Source organism: Nocardioides marmotae, from assembly GCF_013177455.1.
GTDB lineage: Bacteria > Actinomycetota > Actinomycetes > Propionibacteriales > Nocardioidaceae > Nocardioides > Nocardioides marmotae.
The window spans coordinates 1,147,977-1,170,900 of sequence record NZ_CP053660.1 but is presented as its reverse complement, the minus strand read 5'-3'; the positions used below and the strand labels follow the sequence as shown (position 1 = coordinate 1,170,900).

25 protein-coding genes are annotated in these 22,924 nt (G+C 73.8%); 11 read left to right on the top strand and 14 right to left on the bottom strand.

Going from position 1 to position 22,924, the window contains the following annotated elements:
* Positions 1-12 precede the first annotated feature (12 nt).
* Positions 13-672: a Crp/Fnr family transcriptional regulator gene (locus HPC71_RS05580; protein ID WP_171896266.1), complete on the top strand. Its 660-nt coding sequence runs from the start codon at positions 13-15 to the stop codon at positions 670-672.
* Positions 673-684: 12 nt separating this feature from the next.
* Here HPC71_RS05580 and smpB read toward each other — a convergent pair whose 3' ends face one another.
* The 4 genes from smpB to ftsE all read right to left on the bottom strand — a co-directional run bounded on the left by smpB (position 685) and on the right by ftsE (position 4,438).
* Positions 685-1,164 (bottom strand): SsrA-binding protein SmpB, encoded by a 480-nt coding sequence (gene smpB, locus HPC71_RS05575; RefSeq protein ID WP_154616765.1) that lies wholly within the window; start codon positions 1,162-1,164, stop codon positions 685-687.
* Positions 1,165-1,367: 203 nt separating this feature from the next.
* Complete coding sequence (locus HPC71_RS05570) at positions 1,368-2,630, bottom strand: peptidoglycan DD-metalloendopeptidase family protein (RefSeq protein ID WP_154616766.1); 1,263 nt, start codon at positions 2,628-2,630, stop codon at positions 1,368-1,370.
* 96 nt (positions 2,631-2,726) lie between these two features.
* On the bottom strand, positions 2,727-3,638 hold the full coding sequence (gene ftsX / locus HPC71_RS05565; protein WP_154616768.1) for a permease-like cell division protein FtsX: 912 nt from the start codon (positions 3,636-3,638) through the stop codon (positions 2,727-2,729).
* A 110-nt stretch (positions 3,639-3,748) separates the two neighbouring features.
* Positions 3,749-4,438 (bottom strand): cell division ATP-binding protein FtsE, encoded by a 690-nt coding sequence (ftsE, locus tag HPC71_RS05560; RefSeq protein ID WP_171896264.1) that lies wholly within the window; start codon positions 4,436-4,438, stop codon positions 3,749-3,751.
* A gap of 71 nt (positions 4,439-4,509) precedes the next feature.
* On the opposite strand from ftsE, the gene HPC71_RS05555 reads away from it, so the two are divergent.
* The gene (locus tag HPC71_RS05555; RefSeq protein WP_154616770.1) at positions 4,510-5,172 is read left to right on the top strand and encodes a hypothetical protein; all 663 of its coding nucleotides are present in this window, start codon (positions 4,510-4,512) and stop codon (positions 5,170-5,172) included.
* Between the two features lie 9 nt (positions 5,173-5,181).
* On the opposite strand, the gene prfB is transcribed toward HPC71_RS05555, so the two are convergent.
* From prfB to HPC71_RS05535, 4 genes are all read right to left on the bottom strand, one after another.
* A complete protein-coding gene (gene prfB, locus HPC71_RS05550; protein WP_171896262.1) occupies positions 5,182-6,300 on the bottom strand; it encodes a peptide chain release factor 2 in 1,119 nt (372 codons plus the stop codon).
* Between the two features lie 70 nt (positions 6,301-6,370).
* A complete protein-coding gene (locus HPC71_RS05545) occupies positions 6,371-6,832 on the bottom strand; it encodes a CAP domain-containing protein (RefSeq protein WP_171896260.1) in 462 nt (153 codons plus the stop codon).
* Between the two features lie 65 nt (positions 6,833-6,897).
* Positions 6,898-7,605 carry a hypothetical protein gene (locus HPC71_RS05540; protein WP_154616773.1) on the bottom strand — a complete coding sequence of 236 codons (708 nt, stop codon included), beginning with the start codon at positions 7,603-7,605 and terminating at the stop codon, positions 6,898-6,900.
* A 204-nt stretch (positions 7,606-7,809) separates the two neighbouring features.
* Positions 7,810-8,622, bottom strand: coding sequence for a class I SAM-dependent methyltransferase (locus tag HPC71_RS05535; protein ID WP_154616775.1), 813 nt, complete (start codon positions 8,620-8,622; stop codon positions 7,810-7,812).
* A 157-nt stretch (positions 8,623-8,779) separates the two neighbouring features.
* Here HPC71_RS05535 and HPC71_RS05530 point away from each other — a divergent pair, with 157 nt between their 5' ends.
* The 8 genes from HPC71_RS05530 (at position 8,780) to HPC71_RS05495 (ending at position 14,309) form a co-directional block, all read left to right on the top strand.
* Complete coding sequence (locus tag HPC71_RS05530) at positions 8,780-9,466, top strand: winged helix-turn-helix transcriptional regulator (RefSeq protein ID WP_154616777.1); 687 nt, start codon at positions 8,780-8,782, stop codon at positions 9,464-9,466.
* Positions 9,467-9,644: 178 nt separating this feature from the next.
* On the top strand, positions 9,645-10,940 hold the full coding sequence (locus tag HPC71_RS05525; protein ID WP_154616779.1) for a TadA family conjugal transfer-associated ATPase: 1,296 nt from the start codon (positions 9,645-9,647) through the stop codon (positions 10,938-10,940).
* A gap of 1 nt (position 10,941) precedes the next feature.
* Positions 10,942-11,796, top strand: coding sequence for a type II secretion system F family protein (locus HPC71_RS05520; RefSeq protein ID WP_171896258.1), 855 nt, complete (start codon positions 10,942-10,944; stop codon positions 11,794-11,796).
* Positions 11,793-12,722 (top strand): type II secretion system F family protein, encoded by a 930-nt coding sequence (locus HPC71_RS05515; RefSeq protein WP_171896256.1) that lies wholly within the window; start codon positions 11,793-11,795, stop codon positions 12,720-12,722. Before HPC71_RS05520 ends, HPC71_RS05515 begins: the two co-directional genes overlap by 4 nt.
* A 40-nt stretch (positions 12,723-12,762) precedes the next feature.
* Complete coding sequence (locus HPC71_RS05510; RefSeq protein ID WP_154616781.1) at positions 12,763-12,966, top strand: hypothetical protein; 204 nt, start codon at positions 12,763-12,765, stop codon at positions 12,964-12,966.
* Positions 12,966-13,367 carry a TadE/TadG family type IV pilus assembly protein gene (locus HPC71_RS05505; protein WP_171896254.1) on the top strand — a complete coding sequence of 134 codons (402 nt, stop codon included), beginning with the start codon at positions 12,966-12,968 and terminating at the stop codon, positions 13,365-13,367. The genes HPC71_RS05510 and HPC71_RS05505 overlap by 1 nt, the downstream gene beginning before the upstream one ends.
* Positions 13,364-13,864: a hypothetical protein gene (locus HPC71_RS05500; protein ID WP_171896253.1), complete on the top strand. Its 501-nt coding sequence runs from the start codon at positions 13,364-13,366 to the stop codon at positions 13,862-13,864. The genes HPC71_RS05505 and HPC71_RS05500 overlap by 4 nt, the downstream gene beginning before the upstream one ends.
* Positions 13,848-14,309, top strand: coding sequence for a pilus assembly protein TadG-related protein (locus tag HPC71_RS05495; protein ID WP_171896251.1), 462 nt, complete (start codon positions 13,848-13,850; stop codon positions 14,307-14,309). Before HPC71_RS05500 ends, HPC71_RS05495 begins: the two co-directional genes overlap by 17 nt.
* A 22-nt stretch (positions 14,310-14,331) precedes the next feature.
* Here the strand turns inward: HPC71_RS05495 and HPC71_RS05490 are convergent, their stop codons facing one another.
* From HPC71_RS05490 to HPC71_RS05475, 4 genes are all read right to left on the bottom strand, one after another.
* Entirely contained in the window at positions 14,332-15,069 is a 738-nt protein-coding gene (locus HPC71_RS05490) for a dienelactone hydrolase family protein (protein ID WP_154616782.1), read from the bottom strand.
* A 121-nt stretch (positions 15,070-15,190) separates the two neighbouring features.
* A complete protein-coding gene (locus HPC71_RS21160; RefSeq protein ID WP_154616783.1) occupies positions 15,191-18,508 on the bottom strand; it encodes a DUF7507 domain-containing protein in 3,318 nt (1,105 codons plus the stop codon).
* 234 nt (positions 18,509-18,742) lie between these two features.
* Complete coding sequence (locus HPC71_RS05480) at positions 18,743-19,609, bottom strand: ABC transporter permease subunit (protein ID WP_230084070.1); 867 nt, start codon at positions 19,607-19,609, stop codon at positions 18,743-18,745.
* The gene (locus HPC71_RS05475; RefSeq protein WP_154614111.1) at positions 19,606-20,505 is read right to left on the bottom strand and encodes an ABC transporter ATP-binding protein; all 900 of its coding nucleotides are present in this window, start codon (positions 20,503-20,505) and stop codon (positions 19,606-19,608) included. Before HPC71_RS05475 ends, HPC71_RS05480 begins: the two co-directional genes overlap by 4 nt.
* Before the next feature lie 96 nt (positions 20,506-20,601).
* Between HPC71_RS05475 and HPC71_RS05470 the strand changes: the two genes are divergently transcribed.
* Positions 20,602-21,450: an alpha/beta fold hydrolase gene (locus HPC71_RS05470; protein ID WP_171896249.1), complete on the top strand. Its 849-nt coding sequence runs from the start codon at positions 20,602-20,604 to the stop codon at positions 21,448-21,450.
* A 1-nt stretch (position 21,451) separates the two neighbouring features.
* Here the strand turns inward: HPC71_RS05470 and HPC71_RS05465 are convergent, their stop codons facing one another.
* Complete coding sequence (locus HPC71_RS05465) at positions 21,452-22,141, bottom strand: response regulator transcription factor (RefSeq protein WP_154614109.1); 690 nt, start codon at positions 22,139-22,141, stop codon at positions 21,452-21,454.
* Positions 22,142-22,214: 73 nt separating this feature from the next.
* Positions 22,215-22,796: a hypothetical protein gene (locus HPC71_RS05460; protein ID WP_154614107.1), complete on the bottom strand. Its 582-nt coding sequence runs from the start codon at positions 22,794-22,796 to the stop codon at positions 22,215-22,217.
* Positions 22,797-22,924: the final 128 nt, after the last annotated feature.

Below are 22,924 nucleotides of genomic sequence, written 5' to 3'. Positions count from 1 at the left end.
TTCACTGCGCGCGTGGACTGGCCCCTGCTGGGATCGCTCTCGGAGACCGAGCGCCGCGCGGTGATGGCTGCGACCGCGACCCGACGGTGGCCCCGCGGCGACTTCCTCTTCCACGAGGACGACCCCGCCGACACCATGCACCTGGTCGTCTCCGGCCACCTCGCAGTGCGCACGTTCACCGCCGAGGGCGGCGCCGCCCTGCTCAACGTCCTCGGCCCCGGCGACGTCATCGGCGAGCTCTCGCTGCTCCCCGGCAGCCTGCTCCCCGGCGCCGCCGGCACCCGCTCGGCGAGCGTGGTGTGCCTGGACCCGGTGGTGACCCAGGTGCTCACCGCGACGACCTTCGCCGAGATCTGCGACGCCCATCCCGGGGTCGAGCGGTGGCTGGCGGGCCTGCTCGCCCGCCGGGTGCGCGAGCTCAGCGCCCGGGTGCGCGACCTGATGCACGTCAGCATCGAGGAGCGGGTCCGCAGCGGCCTGCGGGACCTGGCGTCCCGCTTCGCCGACCAGGGCGGTGCCCGACCCGTCGTACCGCTGACCCAGGACCAGGTCGCCGAGTTCGTCGGCGCGACCCGGCCCACGGTGAACCTCGTGCTCCAGCAGCTCGCGGCCGAGGGGGTGGTCCGGCTGGGTCGGGGGCGCCTGGACGTGATCGACGCCGAGGCGCTCTGACCGCGCTCCCCGTCAGTCGCGCATGCCCTTGAGGAACCGGCCGACCGCCTGCTCCTTCTCGCGGTCGGCGGTGCGCTCGGCGATGGCGTTGCGCTTGTCCCACGACTTCTTGCCCTTGGCCAGGCCGATCTCGATCTTGGCGCGGCCGTCCTTGAAGTACAGCGCGAGCGGCACGACCGTGAGGCCCTTCTCGCTGACCCGCCGCTCGATCTTGTCGATCTCCATGCGGTGCAGCAGCAGCTTGCGCTTGCGGCGGGCCGAGTGGTTGGTCCAGGTGCCCTGGGAGTACTCCGGGATGTGCACGCCGTGCAGCCACGCCTCGCCGCGGTCGATGTCGACGAACCCGTCGACCAGGGAGGCCCGGCCCTGGCGCAGCGACTTCACCTCGGTGCCCTGCAGCACGAGACCCGCCTCGAAGGTGTCCTCGATCGCGAAGTCGTGTCGCGCCTTCTTGTTCTGCGCGATCATCTTCTGGCCCTGCTCCTTCGGCATCCCACCATCCTCCCAGAGACGCGCAACGCGGTTGTGGCGTGCCCGGCGCGGGGCCGCCTGGGGCGGCTCGGCGGGCCCGAAGACGTACCACCTTTAGGTGGGATGCAACCGCTTCTGGGCCAATATATTGACCCGGAAGCGAACACGTCCCACCTAAAGGTGGTACGCGAGCCCCGCCCGCGAACCCCGCCCCACAGAGCCCGTCAGAAGAACGGCATCGGGTTGGTGGAGGACCCGTTGGCGAGGACGGTGAAGTGCAGGTGGCAGCCGGTGGACCAGCCGGTGCTGCCGACGTAGCCGACGACCTGGCCGCGCTCGACCTGCTGGCCGGGGCTGACGACGTACCGGGTGGCGTGGTTGTAGACCGCGGTGATCAGCTTGCCGTTGACCTGGCCGACGTTGAGGTAGAGCCGGTTGCCGTAGACCGAGGAGTAGTAGCGCGTCATCACGGTGCCGGAGGAGACGGCGTAGAGCGGCGAGCCGCAGGCGGCGCCGAAGTCGGTGCCGTCGTGGAGGCCCCAGTAGTGGTAGATCGGGTGCTCGCGGTAGCCGTAGGGCGAGGTGACCGGGCCGGCGGTGGGGCGCATGAGCAGCCCGTCGGTCGCGCCGCGGTAGCCGCGGTGCTTGGCCTTCGCGCGGCGGGCCTGCTCGAGGATGCGCTGCTTGATGCGGCGCTCCTTGGCCTGGAGCCGCTCGAGGACGGCCTGGTCCTGGGCGCGGGCGCGGGCGGCGGCCTGCTGGGCGGTACGCCGCCCGGCGACGAGGCCGCGCACCTTGACCGTGGCCTCCCGCGTCTCCTGGTGCAGGGCGCGCATCGTCTTCAGGTGCTCCGCGGCGTCACGCCGCTGGTCGGCGACCTCGTTGGTGGCGGCCTCGACGTTGTTCTCCCGCACCTGCAGCAGCACCTCGGCCGCATGGAGGCCGTCGTACGCGCGGGTCTCCCGGCCGACCATGGCGTCCTGGGCGGCCATCCGGCGGGTGAGGTCCTCGGGGGTCTGGGCGTCGAGGATCGAGGCGAACGCGAGCAGCTGGGGGTCGCCCTGCTGGTAGATCGAGGTGATCGTGTCGGTGACGCGGCCGCGCTGGACCTCCAGGTCCTCCTGGCCGTCGGCGAGCGCCGCGCGGGCGGTCTCGAGCCGCTCCTCGGCGGCCTCGAGCTTGGCCTGCATCCGCTGGTCGAGCCGCTGGGCGGCGCCGAGCCGGGTCCGCGCGTCGGCCAGCTCGCTCTTGGCCTCGCGCAGCTGGGCGACGGCCGCGTCGAGCCGGCCGGTGGCCTTGCGCACCCGGGCGCTGGAGTGCTCCAGGTCGTCGGCGGCGTGCTCGAGGTCCTTCTGGACCTGCTTCTGCTGGTCCTTCAGGTCCTCCTCGGCACCAGCGAGGGGGACGGTGAGCGCACCGACGGCGACAGAGCAGGCGATGGTCGCTGCGGCCAGTCGTCGGCGTGCGGTACGGGGGAAGAGACGCACCGGGTCAGCCTTCGTCTTCGGCGAAACAGGGGATGGAGTGGCAGGTGTGACAGGTGGTGCCGCTGTGACACCGAAGACGACGGTAAGCGACCGAGCTCAGACCTTGAGGTATTTGCGGGTCAGCAGGAGTGTCGGCAGCAGGGTCAGCACCGGGCCGAGCACCCCGATCGCGAGGACGGTCGTGGTGTACTCCGACAGCCCGATCCACGGCATGAACGTCAGGCCCGTGGCCGCCCGCTCGTGGATGCCGAACCACATGAACGCCCCCAGCGCCCCCGAGGCGAGCGCGACGCCGACGACGGCCGTGACGATCGCCTCGAGCAGGAACGGCAGCGCGATGTAGAGCGTCGAGGCACCGACGAGCCGCATGATCGCGATCTCCCGGCGCCGGGCGAGCGCGGCGAGCCGGATGGTGTTGGCGACGAGCATGAGCGCGGCGAGGACGAGGAACGCCGCCGTGCCCCACGCGCCGTACTTCAGGGCCGTGATCGACCCGTAGATCGGCTGCAGCACCTCACGGGCGTCGCGGATGGAGGAGACGCCGGGCAGCCCCTGCACGGCGCTGGTGATCCCCTCGAACTCGTTGGGGTCCTTCAGCGTGATCCACACCGACTGCGGCATGTCGTCGACGGTCGCCGCCGGGTTGGGGCCCTCGAACCGCTCGGGACCGAGGAGCTCCTTGATCTTCTCGAAGGCCTCCTCCTTGGTCTCGAAGTAGTGGCTCTCCGCCTCGGGGTTCTCCTCGATCGCCTGGGCGATCGCCTCCTTCTGCGGCTCGGTGACCTCCCCGGTGCAGCGCGGGTTGTCGTCGTCGTCCTTGCACAGCCACACGGTGATCTGCAGCTGGGAGCCCCACTGGTCGGCCGCCTTGTCGGCCTGCTGGTTCAGCAGCAGGCCGAGGCCGACGAGGGTGAGGGAGACGAACAGCGTCAGGACCACCGCGATGTGCATGGACACGTTGCGGCGCAGGCCCTGGCCGAGCTCGGTGAAGACGTAGCGAAGCTGCATGAGGGAGGAGCGCTTCCGTTCCTTGAGGGGTCCTGGGAGGTACGACGGGTGGCCGGCGCGAGCGCCGGCCTGCAGGGCGACGGCGGCGGTGGCCGGCGCCCGGGCTGGCGCTAGTGCTGGAAGCCGTAGGCGCCGCGGGCCTGGTCGCGCACGACCCGGCCGTCCTCGAGCTCGATGACGCGCTTGCGCATCTGGTCGACGATGCCGTGGTCGTGGGTGGCCATGACGACGGTGGTGCCCGTGCGGTTGATCCGGTCCAGGAGCTTCATGATGCCGACCGAGGTGGCCGGGTCCAGGTTGCCGGTGGGCTCGTCGGCGATGAGGATCATCGGCCGGTTGACGAACGCGCGAGCGATCGCGACGCGCTGCTGCTCACCGCCGGAGAGCTCATCGGGCATCCGGTCGGCCTTGCCCTCGAGCCCGACCAGGTCGAGCGTCGCGGGCACGACCTGGCGGATGTCGGTGCGGGAGCGGCCGATGACCTGGAGGGCGAAGGCGACGTTCTCGGCGACCGACTTGTTCGGCAGCAGGCGGAAGTCCTGGAAGACGGTCCCGATCTGGCGGCGCAGCCGCGGCACCTTCCAGCTCGCGAGCCGGTTGATCTCCTTGCCGGCCACGTAGACCCGGCCGGAGGTCGGGCGCGTCTCGCGCAGCATCAGCCGCAGCGCCGTGGACTTGCCCGAGCCGGACTGTCCCACGAGGAAGACGAACTCACCCTTCTCGATGTCGACCGACACCTGGTCCAGCGCCGGGCTGCCCGTGCCGGGGTAGGTCTTGGTGACCTTCTCGAAGCGAATCACCCCAGAGACGTTACGCGAGCCGAGCCACCACCCCCAGGAACGGTGAGGTGTGCCTCATTACGGTGTGGGCCATGCCATCCGGGGTCCGCGCGCTGATCGCCAGCCTCGTCGCGACCGCCGCGCTGGTCGGCGTCGGCGTCGTGCTCAGCGACCCGCAGGGCTCCTCCGGACCCGCCGGCCCCACCTCCCCCACCGCCGCGCCGCCCGTCGCGCTCGACCCCGACACCGACCTGGACGACCTCGAGACCCGCGGCCTCGCCGCGGTCCGCGGCCCGTTCTGCGCCGGGATCGCCCCCGCCGCCGTCGAGGCCGCGCTCGGCGGCGCCCCGACCCGCGCCGAGGCCTACGGCAACGGCGAGAGCGCGGCGCTGACCCCGCGGGTCACCGACGTGGCCCACGAGCACGGCTGCCTCTGGTCGACCGGGGGTACGACGGCGCGCGGCTGGGTCTTCGCGCCGCCGGTGACCCCCGCGCGGGCCCGCGGGCTGGTGCGGCTCGCGACGGGCGGACGCGGCTGCTCGCGGGTCGCGGACGCGCCGACCTTCGGCGAGCCGGGCGTGGCGCTCGTCTGCCGGCGCGGCGACGTGCGCGAGGCGTCGTACCGCGGGCTGCTGGGGGACGCGTGGGTGGTGTGCTCGATCAGCGCGCCGCGCTCGCTGGACCGCGCCGAGCAGCTGGCGCGGACCAGCCGCTGGTGCGCGGCCGTGGTCGCCGCGACCACCGGCGCCCGCTGAGCGCGTCGGTCAGTTCTCCTCGGCGCGGTCGGCGCCGCGGCGCCAGCGGATGCCGGCCTCGAGGAAGCCGTCGAGGTCGCCGTCGAAGACCGCCGAGGGGTTGCCGGACTCGAAGCCGGTCCGCAGGTCCTTGACGACCTGGTAGGGGTTCAGCACGTAGTTGCGCATCTGGTCGCCCCACGACGCCTGCACGTCGCCGCGCATCTCGTCGAGCTGGGCCTTCTCCTCGGCCTTCTTGCGCGCGAGGAGCTTGGCCTTGAGCACGACCATGGCGCTGGCCTTGTTCTGCAGCTGGCTCTTCTCGTTCTGGCAGCTGACGACCGTGCCGGTGGGGATGTGGGTCAGCCGGACCGCGGAGTCGGTCGTGTTGACCGACTGGCCGCCCGGGCCGCCGGAGCGGTAGACGTCGACGCGGATCTCCTCCTCGGGGATCTCGATCTCGTCGGTCTGCTCGAGCACCGGCACGACCTCGACCGCGGCGAAGCTGGTCTGGCGGCGGCCCTGGTTGTCGAAGGGGCTGATCCGCACCAGCCGGTGGGTGCCGGCCTCGACGCTGAGCGTGCCGTAGGCGTAGGGCGCGTGGATGGCGAAGGTGGCCGACTTCAGGCCGGCCTCCTCGGCGTAGGAGGTCTCGAAGACCTCCACGGGGTACTTGTGCTGCTCGGCCCAGCGCGTGTACATCCGCATCAAGGACTCGGCGAAGTCCGCGGCGTCCACGCCACCGGCGCCCGCACGGATCGAGATCAGCGCCTCGCGGGCGTCGTACTCGCCGTTGAGCAGGGTGCGGACCTCGAGCGCCTCGACGGCCTTGCGGACCTTGCCCAGCTCGGCCTCGGCCTCGGCCATGGAGTCGGCGTCGCCCTCCTCCTGGCCGAGCTCGACGAGCACGCCGAGGTCCTCGATCCGGTCGGAGAGGTTGGTGAACCGCTCGAGCTCGCCCTGGAGCGCGGAGAGCCGGCCGGTGACGCGCTGGGCGTTGGCCTGGTCGTCCCACAGGTCCGGGGCCGCCACCTGCTCACCGAGGTCGGCGATCTCCCTGCGCATCGCGTCCACGTCGAGCACCTGCTCGATCGTGCGCATGGTCGCCTGGAGCTGCTTGATCGCTACGTCGAAGTCGGGGCCTGCCACGATGGTGAAGAGTACGCCGCCCGCGAACGGCCGCGCGCATCGCGGCGCGGCGCGGGGGTCAGGAGCCGGGTCAGGCGGCGGGGCGGCCGAAGACCTGCGCGACGTACCAGGCGCCGCCGGACTTGCGCGCCGCGATCCCCATCCGGGTGTAGCCCTTGCGCAGGATGTTGGCGCGGTGGCCGGGCGACGTCATCCAGCCCTGGCGCACCACGGCCTTGCCGGTCGGGTAGCCGGAGGCGACGTTCTCCCCCACCATCGACAGTCCGCAGCTCTCCAGCAGCGGCGTCAGGTCCTGGTGGAAGATCCGCTCCTGCTCGGCCATCGCCGCGGCCTGCCGCGCGGCCGCCTTCCGCAGGCAGGCGCCCTGCTTGAGCCGGGCGCGGTCGTGGTTGGCGCGGACCTTGTTGGTCGTGGCGAACGCCTGCGCGGCGTACTCCTTCGCCGGGGTCGCCGCCTGGGCCGGCGGCGGCAGGACCAGGACGGCGGCGGCGAGGGCCGGGGCGATCAGGAGGGTTCCGAGACGGGTGAGCACGCCCGCACCGTAACGACCGAACCTGCCGTCGCCCCAGCCCCGCCCCAGCGCTCACGAGCGGCGGGTCAGCGGCGGAGCGTGACCGCTGCCGACTGCGAGCCGGTGGTGTCGTCGTCGGCGAGGGTGCGGGCGCGCATCCGCACCTTGCTGCCGGCGAAGCGGGTCTTGATCACCGCGCGGCCGGTGCTGCCCGTGTAGGTCTTGGTGCCCTTCACGTTGACCCACCGGCCGGCCTTGAAGGTCTGGAGGACGACGTCGGCGTAGGCGTGGGCGAAGTAGCCGCGGGGCCGCTCGTCCTTGCTCACGACGGTGAAGCGCACGACCTGGCCCTTGCGCGGCCGGGTGGTCGAGGCCTTGATCGTCGTCTTCGTCCGGGGCTTGCGCAGCGTGAAGGTCGACGGCGCGAGCTCGAAGGTCGTCTCCTCCCAGCTGCTGTCATAGGCCTCGACGCTCGCGCGGATCGTGTAGGTCCCCGGCATGTCGAAGCTGCAGACCTGGAAGCTGGACCGGCCCGAGGCCGGCACCTCGTAGAGGAAGTCGGAGGTCGCCTCGAGCCCGTCGGGGCCCTCGACGGAGACGTCCATGCTCCAGGACTCGGTGTCCTCGGGCAGGTCCACGGAGTACTCGTAGGAGTGCTGGTAGCACTGGTAGGTCACGCCGTTCCCGGCCTTGGTGCTCCCGCCCGCCGCGTGGGCCGGCACGGCGGCCACGGTCACGAAGGCGGGCGCCAGGAGGAGGGTGAGGGCGCTGACGAGGACACGGCGTGGCGACATGCTGCTGCTTTCGGGCATGGCCGAGCGTCCGCGCGAACGGGCGCGGGAAGACGTCTCGGCAGACGGGGAACGGGGAGGCCGACCGGCCTCGCGGCGAACCGTAGCCGCCCCGGCCGCCGGCTCCGGGCGGCGGCGTTCCGCGGGTGTTCCGGGGCGTGATCGTCCCCACGGATCCCGCTCCCCGCGGTGGTGACGGGTCAGCGGTCAGGCGCGGCGGGTGGTGACCAGCAGGTACTCCCAGCGCATGACCCCGCCGCCCTCGTCGAAGCCGCGAGCGAGGGTGGCCAGGTCCTCGTCGAGCGCCGCGGCGCGGTCCTGGTCGAGGCCGCGGTAGGTGGCGATCGTCGGCCCGTAGCAGGCCTTGAAGTAGTCGCGGAACGCCTCGGGCGTCGCGAAGCCGTCCACCGTGACCGTGCGCCGTACGGCGCTCAGGTCGGCGACGCCCTCGCCCAGCAGCTCGCGCACATGCGTCTCGTCGCCCCACAGCGGCGGCGGCTGCGCGCCCTCGGGCGGGGGTGGGGCGTAGGGCTTCATGGTCGCGAACATCCGGCCGATGAAGCCGTCCGGGGTCCAGCTCAGCAGGCCGATCCGGGCGCCGGGGCGGGCGACCCGCAGCAGCTCCCCCGCCGCGACACGGTGGAACGGCGCGAACATCACGCCGACGCACGACATCACGACGTCGAACGACGCGTCGGGGTAGGGCAGCGCCTCGGCGTCACCGACCTCCCAGGTCAGCGAGACGCCGTCCGCCTCGGCCCGGGCCCGGCCGGCCTCGAGCAGCTCGGGGGTAAGGTCGCTCGCGGTCACCTCCGCCCCGGCGAGGGCGGCCGGGACGCTGGCGTTGCCCGAGCCGGCGGCCACGTCGAGGACCCGGTCGCCCTCGGAGACCGTGCAGGCCTCCACCAGGGCCTGCCCCAGGTCCGGGATCACCGTGGCGGCCACGTCGGGGTAGTCGCCGAGGGCCCACAGGGCGCGGTGCTTGGCCTTCAGGGCGGTGGGTGCGGGGGTGTGGGTCATGGCTCCTCCAGGTGGCGTCTCGGAAGACCCATGCTCGTCAGCATGGGTGCCGGTCCGCCAGTGCCGTTTCTGCACCGGCAGCGGTTCAGGATCTGCACTGGTCACCCGCTCCCGGCAGGCGTCTACTGGACTCAAGCGCGCGATCCGGGAGGTCAGCATGTCGGCGTACGGCCAGTTCTGTCCGGTGGCCAAGGCCATGGAGGTGCTCGACGAGCGGTGGACGCTGCTGGTCGTGCGCGAGCTGCTCTCCGGCAGCAGCCACTTCAACGAGCTGCGGCGCGGGGTACCGCGGATGTCGCCCGCCCTGCTGTCCAAGCGGCTGCGCACCCTCCAGCGCGCCGGGGTCGTACGGCGCAGCGAGCACGGCGGCCGCACGTCGTACTCCCTCACCGAGAGCGGACGTGAGCTGCACGGCATCGTCGAGGCACTCGGAGTCTGGGGCGTGCGCTGGGTCGGTGAGCTGGGCGCCGAGGACCTCGACCCGCACCTGCTGCTGTGGGACATGAAGCGCACCGTCCCGCTGTCCGCCTGGCCGCGCTCCCGCACCGTGGTGGCGATCGAGTTCGACGACGTCGAGGCACGCGTCGCGCACTGGTGGATCGTGGTGGTCGGCAACGAGATCGACGTCTGCGACTACGACCCGGGCTTCGAGGTCACCGTCACGGTCCGCACCGGCCTGCGCCACCTCACCCGCCTGTGGCGCGGCGACCTCGACTGGCCGCAGCTGCTCGCCAGCGGCGACTGCGCCGTCGACGGGCCCTCCGACGTACGCCGCGACCTCCCCCACTGGCTCGGACGGTCCGCCCTCGCCGACGTGCCCCGGCCGGTGGGCGACGTCGGCTAGGCCGCTCGGACGGGAACGTGTGCGCCCGCGCGGTCGCTCGGGGCCAGTACCCGGTCCGACATCCGCCCCTGGGGTCACACCCGTCCCGTTGTCCACAGATCCCCGACGAATCCTTTACAGACCGCCCACCGCGGTGATGAATGGACCCCAGCGGCGGCAACCATCTCGGGGGGACTGCATGTCACTGACCCATCCCGCACCACCCCGCGCCGACCACGCCCGGCACCCGGAGCACCCGGACCTCGTCGAGCAGCTCGACCAGCACGTCCGCGAAGCCGTCCGCCGCGCGGGCGTCGACCCCCAGCGCGACGCCGCCGTCGTACGCCGCATCGCCGAGTCCGTCGTGCGCGACCACGACCAACGCAGCCTCACCGGACAGGTCGCCGCCCTCCACGACCCCTCCGCCCTCGTCGGCGAGCTCGTCGCCCGCGTCGCCGGCTTCGGACCCCTCCAACCCTTCCTCGACGACCCCAGCGTCGAGGAGATCTGGATCAACGACCCCACCCGGGTCTTCATCGCCCGCAACGGCCGCCACGAGCTGACCAACCTGATGCTCACCACCGCCCAGGTCGACGAGCTCGTCGAGCGGATGCTGAAGTCCAGCGGCCGACGCATCGACGTCAGCACCCCCTTCGTCGACGCCATGCTCCCCGAGGGCCACCGGCTCCACGTCGTGCTCCAAGGCATCAGCCGCGGCTTCTCGGCGGTCAACATCCGCAAGTTCGTTCTCAAGGCCGCCCGCCTCTCCGACCTGGTCGAGCTCGGCTCCCTGAGCCCGCGCGCGGCGACCTTCCTCGAGGCGTCCATCCGGGCCGGCCTCAACGTGATCGTCGCCGGCGGCACCCAGGCCGGGAAGACGACGATGCTCAACTGCCTGGCCGGCGCCATCCCCGGCGGGGAGCGCGTGATCTCCGCGGAGGAGGTCTTCGAGCTCCGCTTCCACCACCCCGACTGGGTGCCGCTGCAGACCCGCCAGGCCGGTCTCGAGGGCACGGGTGCGGTGCGGCTGCGCGAGCTGGTCAAGGAGAGCCTGCGGATGCGGCCCAGCCGGCTCGTCGTGGGCGAGGTGCGCGCCGAGGAGTGCCTCGACCTGCTCCTCGCCCTCAACGCCGGCCTGCCGGGCATGTGCACCATCCACGCGAACTCCGCCCGCGAGGCGCTGGTGAAGATGTGCACCCTGCCGCTGCTCGCCGGGGAGAACATCTCGGCCCGGTTCGTGGTCCCCACCGTGGCTTCCTCCGTGGACCTGGTGGTCCACCTCGGCGTCGACGAGCACGGCGTACGACGGGTGAACGAGGTCGTGGGCGTCCCCGGGCGGGTGGAGAACGACGTCATCGAGACCGAGCCGGTCTTCCGGCGCAGCGGCGGCGAGCTGCGCCGGGTCGGTGGGATGCCGCCGCGGCTGGACCTGTTCGAGCGCGCGGGGATCGACGTGCACGCGATCCTCGCCGGGCCGGTCCGCGAGGGCCGCTGACGTGGGGGCGCTGGTCGGGCTCGGCGTGGGCGTCGGGCTGCTGCTGGTCTGGTCGGCCTTCTTCCTGCCCCGCGGCCCGCGGCCGGTCGTGCGCGCGGAGGGCCGCACGCAGCGGCTGCTGGCGCGCGCGGGCCTGCGGTCGGTGTCCCCCGCGTCGTTCCTGGCGCTGTGCCTGGTCTCGGGGGCGCTGGTCGCGGTCGTGGTCCAGGCCGTCTCCGGCACGGCCCCGGTGGCGCTGGCGTTCGGGGCGATGGGCGGCTACCTGCCCGTCGCCGTGGTCTCCGGGCGGGCCCGCCGCCGGCAGCGGGAGCTGGCCGAGGTCTGGCCCGAGGCGGTCGACCACCTGACCAGCGCGGTCCGGGCGGGCATGTCGCTGCCCGACGCGCTCGCCGCGCTCGGCACCCGCGGGCCGGAGCCGCTGCAGCCGGCGTTCGCCGACTTCGCACTGGACTACCAGGTCACCGGCCGGTTCGGGGAGTGCCTGGACCGGTTGAAGGACCGCCTGGCCGACCCCGTCGGGGACCGCGTCGTCGAGGGCCTCCGGGTCGCCCGGGAGGTCGGCGGCGGCGAGCTCGGGCGGCTGCTGCGCAACCTCTCGGGCTACCTCCGCGACGACCTGCGGACCCGCTCGGAGCTCGAGGCGCGGCAGGCGTGGACGGTCAACGGCGCCCGGCTGGCGGTCGCCGCGCCGTGGCTGGTGCTGCTGTTCATGTCCTTCCAGTCCGAGGTGATCCGCCGCTACGCCTCACCCGGCGGCGTGGTCGTGCTGGTGGTCGGCGCCGCGACCTGCGTCCTGGCCTACCGGCTGATGATGCGCATCGGCCGGCTGCCCGTCGAGCGGCGGATCCTCTCGTGACCCCGGTGGTGTGGGGCGGGCTGCTCGGGGCCGCGACGGCGACCGGCCTGCTGCTGGTCGGGACCCGGGTCGTGGCGACGCGCCGGCCGCAGCTGTCGGTGCGGGTGCTGCCCTACCTGCGCGACCTGCCCCGGGTCGGCCTCACCACCCCGGCGGTCCCGCCGCGCTCGGTCGTCGCGGCGGTGTACGGCCCGCCGCTGCGCTCCGCGGCCGAGGCCGTCGAGCGGGTGCTCGGGGGCGCGTCCTCGGTGCGCCGGCGTCTCGAGCGGGCCGGCCTCGATCGGAGCGTCCACGACTTCCGCGTCGAGCAGGTGCTGTGGGGCCTGACGGCGTTCGCCGTCGCGGCGGCGTACGGCGTGATCGGCGCGCTCACCGACCCCGGCGGGGTGCTGACCTCGGTGGTGCTGTGCGTGATCGCGTTCGTCCTCGGCGTGCTCGCGCGCGACAGCCACCTGACCGGTCAGGTCCGCTCCCGCGAGCGGCGGATCCTCGAGGAGTTCCCGACCGTCGCCGAGCTGCTCGCCCTCTCGGTCGCCGCCGGGGAGAGCCCGGTCTCGGCGCTCGACCGGGTCGTGGCCCGCAGCGGCGGCGAGCTCTCCGCCGACCTCGCCCGGGTGCTGGCCGCCGTCCGCACCGGCGAGCCGGTCTCGGCCGCATTCGACCGCCTCGCCGCGACCTCCGGGCTCCCGCTGGTCGCCCGCTTCGCCCAGGGCATCGCCGTGGCCATCGAGCGCGGCACCCCGCTGGCCGACGTCCTGCACGCCCAGGCCGCCGACGTCCGCGAGGCCGGCCGCCGCGAGCTGATCGAGGTCGCGGCCCGCCGCGAGGTGCTGATGATGGTGCCGGTGGTGTTCCTCGTGCTGCCGGTGACCGTGCTGTTCGCCTTCTGGCCCGGCGTCGTCGGGCTCAGCCTGACCACGCCCTAGCGCCGGCACACCCCAACTGATGTCTCGGGAAGGAACCACCATGGAACACCTCGACGCCGCACTCCAGCGCCTCCACGCGGTGCTGTCGACCCTCACCGCCCCCCGCGAGCGGGACGAGCGGGGCGACGTGCCCGGTTGGGTCCTTGTCACCGTCATGACCGCCGGACTGGTGATGGTGATCTGGCAGGTCGCCGACCAGCAGCTCACCCAGCTGCTCAACAGCGCGCTCGGCAAGGTGCGGTAGTGCGGCGGGCGGCCGGGCGCGAGCGCGGGGCCGCCGTCGTCGACTTCGTGCTGGTGCTCGTCGTGCTGGTCCCGCTCTTCCTCGGCATCCTCCAGGTCGCGCTGGTGCTGCTCGTGCGCAACACCGTCACCGCGGCAGCCTCCGAGGGAGCGCGGTACGCCGCCACGGCCGGCCGCGGCCCGGCCGACGGCGCCGCGGTCACCCGCGAGCTGATCACCGGCGCGATCTCGGGGCGCTTCGCCCAGGGCGTCTCCGCGCGGCAGGTCGAGGTCGACGGCCAGGCCGGCGTCGAGGTGACCGTGCGCGTCCGCGTGCCCGCGCTCGGGATCGGCGGGCCGGCCGTCGAGCTCGACGTCCGCGGCCACGCGGTCGAGGAGCGACCGCTCGAGGACGCCCCGTGAACCGGCCCCGGAGCGGCCCTCGCCGGAGCGAGCACGGCAGGAGCGAGCACGGCAGGGGCGAGCTCGGGAGCGCCCTGGTCGAGGTGACCTGGCTCGGCATCCTGCTGCTGGTGCCGATGCTGTGGATCCTGCTCAGCGTCTTCGAGGTCCAGCGCGGCGCGTTCGGGGTCGGCGCCGCGGCCCGGTCCGCGGCCCGCGCCTACGCCCTGGCACCCACCGACGCCGAGGGCGCCCGGCAGGCCGAGCTCGTCGCCCGGCGGGCGCTGGCCGACCAGGGCCTCGAGGACGCACCGCTGTCGGTGCGGATCACCTGCACGCCCTACCCCGCCGACTGCCACAGCGGCACGTCGGTCATCACCGTCCGGATCGCCTCGCGCGTGGACCTCCCCCTGATGCCCGAGGTGCTCGGCGGGCAGGCCCCGAGCTTCGCGCTGGACGCGACCCACACCGTGCCGATCGGCCAGTACCAGGAGGTGAGCGGTGCCGCGGCGGACTGACCCGGCCCGCGACGAGCACGGCCAGGTGACCGTGCTGATCGTCGGGTTCGCGGTGTTCCTCGCGATGGCGGTCGCCGTCGTGGTCGACGCGACCGCGGCGTACCTCCAGCACTCCGGGCTCGGCACCCTCGCCGACGGAGCGGCCCTGCACGGCGCCGACCTCGGCGCGACCGGCGCCGACGTCTACGAGGGCGGCGTGCCCGAGGGCCGGCTCGTGGTCACCGCCGCGCAGGCCTCCGCGGCCGTGCGCGACTACCTGGTCGAGGTCGGCGCCTACCGGCGCTACCCCGGCCTGCGGCACACCGTCGCGGTCGACCCCGCGACCGACCGCGTCACCGTCCGGCTCAGCGCACCGCTCGAGCTGCCGCTGACCTTCCCCGGTTCCCCCGACCGGCCCACCGTGGCGGCCAGTGGCTCGGCGGTCTCCGGGGTCGACCGGCCCTGACCAGCCGCGGCCAGCCGCGCGCTCAGCCCAGGGTGCGGGCGAACAGGTCGCGCAGCTGCGCGAAGTGTCGCTCCGCTGCCTCCTCGTCGTAGGCCGAGGTGTCGGCCATCGTGTAGCCGTGGGTCGCCCCGGCGAACACCTCGTTGGTGTGCGGCCGGCCCGCGGCAACCAGCGCCTCCTCCAGCGCGGCGACCGCCTCCGGCGGCATCGAGGAGTCGTGGTCGGCGTGGCCGAAGGCGTACGTCGCCGTCGACCCGGCGATCGCCAGGTGCGGGCTGTCCGGGGCGTCGACCACCACCCCGCCACCGTGCCAGCCGCCGACGGCTGCCACCCGCCCCGGGTGCCGCCCGGCGGCCCGGACCGCGAGCCGCACCCCCATGCAGTAGCCGGTCACGCCGACCGGGCCCTCACCCGCCCGCTCGGCGAGCGCGGCCAGCCAGGCGTCGGTGTCGGGGCCGGAGAGGTCCGGGGTGTAGGCGTGGACCCGGTCCATCGCCCCGCCGGCGAAGAACGCCTCGCGGGCCGCGGCCTCGCGCAGGTCGCCCTGCGGCGCGAGCTCCGCGGCGGAGCCGTCGCGGTGGAAGACGTGCGGCACGAGGACGAGGTATCCCCAGGAGGCGATCCGGTCGGCCATCTGCTCCACCTGCGGCCGCAGCCCGATCGCGTCGACGAAGAACAGCACGCCCGGCCGGCCCGGCTCCCCGGCGACGTACGCCTCGGCGGGTCCGGCGGGGGTCGGGACGGTGATGTGCTCGCTCATCTGCCCGACGGTAGCGAGCGCTGCAGCCGCTGCTCCACCCCCGAGCCCCGGTCCTCGAGTCCTCGGGTCCTTGAGTCCTCGACGGGCCGGGGCCGTCTCCGGGGCGCTCGGCCTGCTCGCCTCACCCGTTCTTCCGCGCGCGGACGGGCACGGCCACGACCACCTTGCTCTTCGTGTAGTGGAAACGTCCGGCGGAGTTGACGACGCGGTCGCTGCAGCTGATCAGCACCAGCCGGTGCGCCCCGGTGGTCGAGAAGAACCGGCGCGGCAGCCGCCGGGTCCGCTCGTACGTCGCCGTGCGGACCACCCGGTAGCGGTACGTCCGGCTTCCCCTGGCCACGGTCACCACCTGACCGCGCTCGGCTCGACGCAGACCCCACATGGCCCCGGGCCGGTCGCTCCGGTCCGACACGTGGCCGGCCACGACCGTGGCGCCGATCGTGTCGCCGTACCTCGCCGACCGGCGCAGCCAGCTCGTGACACCGACGTTCCCGGAGAGCCTCATCTCGCCCCGGACGACCGCGGTCGGGACGACCGGCGCGTCCAGGCCGAACCCCCTCGCCCGCACCCTCGTCGGCACACCTCGTTCGAGCCCGGCTCCCGGGAGGATGCCCGAGAAGCCGCCGTTGACCACCGGCACGCCGTACGACGGCTTCGCGACGGTCGTCGTCTCCGCGGCCAGGCCGCACCGGCTGGTTGCCGAGCGGTTGGCAGAAGTCGCCCGGGTGGTCACCCGCCAGGTGTAGACGCCGGGAGCAGCGATCCGCACCGCCGGCGTACGGCTCCAGCCGGAGCCCGCCCGCCACCTGACCGTGCGCGCCACGGTCGAGGGACGGCAGGTGGCGGCCGCGCGGGAGGCGAAGGGGCCGTGGAGGCGGGCGGTCGCGGGGACCGACGTGCCGCGCGCGAGACCGGTCAGCCGGACACGGTCGTAGAAGCGCTCCCCCGGCCGCACCCGCTTGTCGGAGGTGCGGGTCCGGATCGCCGGCTGGGCCGGCGGCGGCTCCACCTCGACCACCGCGCCGTCGGGGGGCGAGGACGTCGGCTCGCCGAGCGGGTCGTCGCCCGTCGCCCGCGCGACGTTGCGCAGCCGCCCCGCAGACAGGTCGGCCGCGGTGACGACGTACACGGTCGTGCACCGGATGCTGGCGCCCGGCGCGAGACTGCTCGCCGACGGCGGGCAGGTCGGGGTCGGCAGCTCACCGGCTCCGGTGAAGCGGTCCTCGAGGATCTCGACGGCGCTGAGCGGGACGTCGCCGGTGTTGGTGACGCGGAACGTGTACCGGATCCGCTGCCCGGCGGCGCTGACGCTGCGCGGCCGAGCGGTCTTGCGGATCTCCAGCGCCGGGTTCTCCACGCCGTTCAGGGTCGCGGTGTCGGTGTCGTTGGCCGGGTTGATGTCGATCTGGGCCAGGCTGGCGAGGGAGGCGGTGTTGGCGAGCGGGCCGACGGTGTCGACCCGGGCGGTGATCGTGAGCTCCACGGAGTTGCCGACGGCCAGGGCAGGGATGGACCACGCGCCGCTGCCGGCGGCGTACGTCGACGGCTGCGTGCCGGCGGTGCTCGAGGTCAGCAGCGTGAGGCCGTCGGGGAGCTGGTCGGTGATGACGACGTCGCTGGCGATCGCGGGTCCGTTGTTGGTCGCGGTCACGGTGAAGGTGACGGTGTCGCCGAGGGACGGCTGGGGATCGTCGACGGTCTTGGTGACGGCGATGTCGGTGTTGATCCCGATGCTGGCCTGGGCCTCGGGCGACGTCACCTCCTGGCCCGCCGGCGTGTCACCCGTGGCGACCGCGGTGTTGACGATGCTCCCCGACGGGTCGGTCTGCGTGACATCGACGGTGTAGGTACCGGTGCACGTCGTCGAGGCCCCGGGGGCGAGCACGTTCACCGCGCACAGGAGCGCCTCGGAGGTGACCCGGTCGTCGGTGACGGCGAGGTTGGTGATGGTGGACCCGCCGGTGTTGGTCACGGTGTAGAGGTACTCGACCTCCTGGCCGTCCTCGTAGGGCGCCGGTGTCACGACGCTCTTGTCCAGGTCCAGCCGGGAGACGAGGGGGACGGTGACGGTCGCCTCCGGCGAGGTGACGGGATCGTCGTCGGGGTTGCGCGCGGTGGCCGTCGCGATGTTGACGACCTCACCGGCCTCGACGTCGGCTGCGGTGACGGTGTAGGTGCCGCGGCACACCGTGGTCGATCCGGGCGCCGGCGCCGGGGTCAACGTGGTGGCCTCGCAGGTGATCGGGCCGTCGATGGTGTCGTCGGCGATGGAGAGGGCCGAGAGGTCCTCCTGCCCGGCGTTGGTGACGGTGTACTGGTAGGGAATGACCGTCCCGGCGGTGATGATGGCGGGGAGGGTCCCGGCGGCACGGTCGACCTGCTTCTCCAGCTGCAGCGCCGCTAGGGGGTTGACCGAGCGGACCACGGCGTTGCGGATCAGGTGGACGTCGGTCAGGCCGCCGGTGGAGCCGGAGAGCCCGAACTTGTAGGTGCTCGGCAGGCCCTGCGGGGCCGGGATGTCGAGCTCGGTGATCCACGGGTCACCGGCGACGCCGGGATTGTGGCGGATCTGGACGACCACCCGGGGGTTCGGCGCCGGGGTCACCGTGATGTTCACCTGCCGCCACGACGCGTTGCGGGTGCCGGCGCGGAGCGTGCCCGTGCCTCCGTTGAGCGTGGTGCCGGGATCGTCCGGGTCGGCGGGGTTCGCGGGCGTCGTGGAGGCGAGGTAGCAGTAGCCGGTGGAGCCCTCGCCCGGGCCGCGCAGGGTGATCACGTGGGGCGCGACGGCGCCCTCCGCGGTCGACGGGGAGCGCTGAGCCTCGGGACACCCCGCCCCGCGGGCCTCGCCGTCGTCGTAGAAGTTGCCGTAGGCGTCCAGACCGACGCCGAGCACGCCACCGACGACGCCGGGCTCGTTGAGGTCCTGCGTGCGGCGCTGGGCATAGCCCAGGCTGCCGCCCGCCCCGCCGGTCTCCGTCAGGTCGGTGGAGCCGTCGACGAGGAAGAACCCGATGCCGTCGGCCCCGGTGCCGCCGTACTGGAACTGGTCGAAGGTGATGGTCACGCCGGCGGTGGCGGGGATCGGTCGGTTGTACAGCACACTGCCGGCGGTCTGGGTGCTCGTGTCGGTCAGCTGCAGGTAGCCCGGGGTGACCCCGAGCCCCGGCACGGGACCGGTCCGGTGCGCCGCGCAGGTGGGGATCTGGGCGGCCCCCGCCGGCGGCGCCGTGCGAGCACCGGTCAGGCATGCGTCGCCCTGAGCCGTCCAGGCCGGATCCTCCACCGAGGTGCCGGTGAAGGTCTCGGTGACGACCGTGGTTCCGCCCGTCGGCGGGTCCGCCGCCGCCGGGACCCGGCTCGCGCCCGTGACGGACAGACCCGCTGCCGCCACCACACCCACGACCGTCATGACGGTCCCGCGTCGAAAGTCGATCACGCTGCCTCCTCCAGGGAGGGCCCGTGCTCCACCGGCGGAGCGGAGGGGTCGAGGGCCCGGGTCATCCGGGCCAGCGTGAGCCGGCGGCCTGGACGCGGACTAGGGAGAAAGGCCCAAGGCACCCATGACCTCTGGCCCCCCCGGCAGCGCCGACGGCGAGCGGGGTCGTGTGCCCGAGGACGCGCGCGAGCGCGTCGTCAGGCACACGACCCGGCAGAGGGCCGGCGGGACCGGCTACTTGACCTCCGACCGCAGCACCCGCCAGACGCCGTACGCCGTCGGGACCACCAGCCACACCACGCCGGTGACGGCGAGCTGCGTCCACTGCTCGCCGGTCATCGCGTCGTCGAAGAGAGCGGTCTGGGCGTAGTTGAAGTCGACCCAGGGCTGGAGGTCGGCGAACCAGTCCTGGAACGCCGCGAGCATCCCGAGGACGGTGGGCAGCAGCGCGGAGTAGACGAAGTAGGCCACGATCGCGGGCGCCGAGGACCGGATCACCACGCCGAGCATGAAGCCGACGAGCAGGCCGAGCACGTTGGCGAGGAAGATCTGCGCGAGCGCGACCGCCGAGACGTCCCAGACGGGGTCGGTGCCGTTGATCGTCGAGCCGAGCAGGTTGCCCAGGGTGCCGATGGAGGCGGCGACGACCATGGAGACCACCGCCACGCCGACCGCGACCAGCGCCTTGGTCCAGATGACGCGTCCACGGCTCGGAACGAGGGTGAACGTGGTCAGCCCGTTGCGCTGGCTCCACTCGCCGGTGACCGAGAGGATCGCGATGATCGGCAGGATCACCGCCATCGGGAAGCCGATCGCGCTGGCGAACGACTCGTAGGTGATCGCCGAGTCCGGCGCGAAGACGATCGTGGCCGCGGTAGCGAGCACGGCGAGGATCCCGATGCTCGCCATCAGCCAGAAGCCCGAGCGGGTGTCGAACATCTTGCGCAGCTCGACCCTGGCCAGCCGGGCCAACGGGATCGGGGCGGGAGCGGGGCGGGTCGCCCCCGGGGCGGCGGTCCCGGCGGGCTCGGTGGGCTCGGTGGATCCGGCGGATCCGGCGGATCCGGTGGATCCGGCGAGGCGGGTGGTCAGGGCGGTCATGCTGCGACTCCTTCACGGGCGGTCTCGGCGGTGAGCTCGAGGAACATCTCCTCCAGGCCGGCGCCGTCGGCGGCGCGCAGCTCCAGGAGCGGTACGCCGGCGGCGTGGGCCAGCGCGCCCACCTGCTCGGTCTCGGCGTCGACGCGCAGGGCGCCCGACCCGAGGGCGGTGACCGCCAGGCCGGCGGCCGCCAGCGCGCCGGCCAGGTCGTCGAGCGCGTGCGCCCGGACGAGCGTGCCGGCGGCGGCCAGCAGCGCCGCCTTCGTCCCCTGCGCGACGATCCGGCCCTGGCCGATCACGACCAGGTCGTCGGCGACGACCTCGATCTCGTGGAGCAGGTGGGAGGAGAGCAGCACGGTGCCGCCGCGGTCGGCGTAGCCCCGCAGCAGGTCGCGCATCCAGCGGATGCCGGCCGGGTCGAGGCCGTTGGCGGGCTCGTCGAGCACCAGCACCTGCGGGTCGCCGATGAGGGCGGTCGCGATGCCGAGCCGCTGGCGCATGCCGAGGGAGTAGTCCTTCACCCGGCGCCGGGACTCCGCCGGGCTCAGGCTGACCAGCTCGAGCATCTCCTCGACGCGGCGCCGCGGCAGCCCCATCGTCTGCTGCGCGAGGGTGAGGATCTCCCGGCCGGTGCGGCCGGCGTGCTGGGCGGAGGCGTCGAGGAGCACGCCCACCTCGAGGCCGGGGTTGGGAAGGTCGGCGAAGCGGCGACCGTCGATGGTGACGGACCCGCTGGTCGGCGGGGTCAGCCCGACCATGACGCGCATGGTGGTGGACTTCCCGGCGCCGTTGGGGCCGAGGAAGCCGGTGACCCGGCCCTCCTCGGCGCGGAACGTGACGTCGTCGACGGCCCGGAAGCCGCCGTAGACCTTGGTGAGAGCTCGGACTTCGATCATGTTCCGAGCCTCGCCGCGGCGGCGCGCCGGCACATCGGGGAACCGCTCGGAGCCGACCCTGGTCGCACCCCTGAGCCGACCCCTACCCTGGCGCGGGTGAGCCCCGAGACCCTCGAGGTCCCCCTCCCCGCCGTCACGCTCTCCTGCCTCGCGTGGGGGCCACCGGACGGGCCGCTCGCGGTGCTGCTCCACGGCTTCCCCGACACCGCCTGGACCTGGCGCCACCTCGGCCCGGTGCTCGCCGAGCAGGGCTGGCGCGTCGTCGCGCCGCACACCCGCGGCTACGCCCCCTCGGGCCTCCCCCGCGACGGCGACCTGCACGTCGCGGCGCTGATGGCCGACGCCGTCGGCGTGCACGACGCGCTCGGCGGCGACGACCGCGCGGTGCTCGTGGGCCACGACTGGGGCGCGATCACCGCGAACGCCCTCGGCGCGCACCCCCGCTCGCCGTACGCCCGGGTCGTCGCGATGGCCGTCCCGCCGCTGACCGCTATCACCCGCGGCGGGCCGCTCGTGCTGGCCCGGCAGGCCACGATGAGCTGGTACACGCTGTTCAACCAGCTCCCCGTCCTGCCCGAGCGCACGTTCGAGCGGCTGGTGCGGCACCTGTGGGCCGCCTGGTCACCGGGGTACGACGCCGGCGAGGACCTCGAGCGGGTGCTGGCCTCCCTGCGGGAACCCGCCCACCGGTCCGCGGCGCTGGGCTACTACCGGGCCGTGACCCGCCCCTGGCAGGTCGAGGCGGCGTACCGCGACTGGCACCGCACCTGGACCGGCACGCCGACCGTGCCGGCGCTGACCCTGCACGGCGCGCAGGACGGGTGCCTCCACCCGCGGATCGCGGAGCGGGCCGGCGCGGTGCTCGTCGAGGGCGCCGGGCACTTCCTCCAGCTCGAGCGGCCCGCCGAGGTCGGCCGGCTGGTCTCGTCGTTCCTGGCGGGCTGACTCAGGCCTCGGGAGCAGCGCCCTCGAGCCGGAACCCGACGCCGCGCACGGCGACGACCCGGTCCGAGACGCCCTGGCTCTCCAGCTTCTGCCGGAGGCGGCCGATGGTGACGTCGAGGGTCTTGGTGGAGCCGTACCAGTTCTCGTCCCACACGTCGGCCATCAGCCGGCCGCGGGAGACCACCTTGTCGCGGTTGGCGGCGAGGATGCTGAGGACGTCGAACTCCTTGCCGGTCAGCGGCACCTCGTCCTCCCCGGAGTAGACCCGGCGTGCGGCGACGTCGATGCGCAGCACCCCGTCGACCGGGATCGTCTCGCGGGTGCCCGCGGTGCGGCGCAGCAGCGCGCGGACCCGGGCCTGGAGCTCGGCGAGGCCGAAGGGCTTGGAGAGGTAGTCGTCGGCGCCGTAGTCGAGCCCGACCACGCGGTCCAGCTCGCCGGCGCGGGCGGTGACGATCATGATCGCGCCGTCGAAGCCGGCGTCACGGGCCCGGCGGCACACCTCGAGGCCGTCGACGTCGGGCAGCCCGAGGTCGAGGATCACCACGTCGGCGGGGCGGCCCTCGAGCTCGGCGAGCGCCTTCTCGCCGGTGTCGACCCAGCCGACCTCGTAACCCTCGCGCTCCAGCGTCCGGACGAGGGGGAACGCGATGTCCTCCTCGTCCTCGACGACCAGAACCCGGTGACCCATGGCGATGAGCATAGAGGCCACGGGGGCCGACGGGTGGCCTACTCCACAACGACGCCCGGCGGCCCCTCGGGCCTCAGTCGGTCACCCAGGAGTAGGACGCGGTCGCGGTGCCCGTCCCGGCCCCGGCGGCCGGGGCGTCGGCGGGCAGCGAGACCACGAAGGAGTACGTCGCCGACGCGCCCGGCTCCAGCCAGCCGGCGTCGAGCGGGTAGTCGGCGAGGCCGCCGAACGTGCCGGCGTACACCTCGCGCCCGTCGTGCTCGATCCGCAGCTCCAACCGGCCCGCGGCGTACGTCGCCGGGTCGCCGGTCTCGGTGAAGGTCAGCCGGGCCCGCGCGGGGTCGTCGTTGGCGATGGTGACCGTGCGGGTGACGGTGTCCCCGGGCGCGAGCGCGGCGACCGAGAGGGTCGCCGTGCGTGCGTCGGCCGCGACCAGGCTGACCCCGGCCCCGGCGTCCGGGGAGCCGTGGAGCGGCAGGTCGGCGACGACCGCGAGCCCGCCGAGGGCCGCGACCACGGCGAGCGCCGTCAGGAGCCGGGTCCGGAGCCTGGAGCGGAGCCCGCGGGAGCCGGGTGCGGGCCGGGCGGTGAGGCCGGGCGGCGCGGTCACGCTCGGCTGGGTGGTCACGGTCGGCGGTGCGGTGAGTGTTGTCATCAGATGCCCCCGGGGCTGTGCTGCGCGCGCCGATCCCCCCGACCGGCCACGCCCGACGCTAGGGGTGGGGCGGGCACGCGGGGGTCACGCCCGCTCCTCCCCGGCCACACAATCGGGTAACAGTCCGA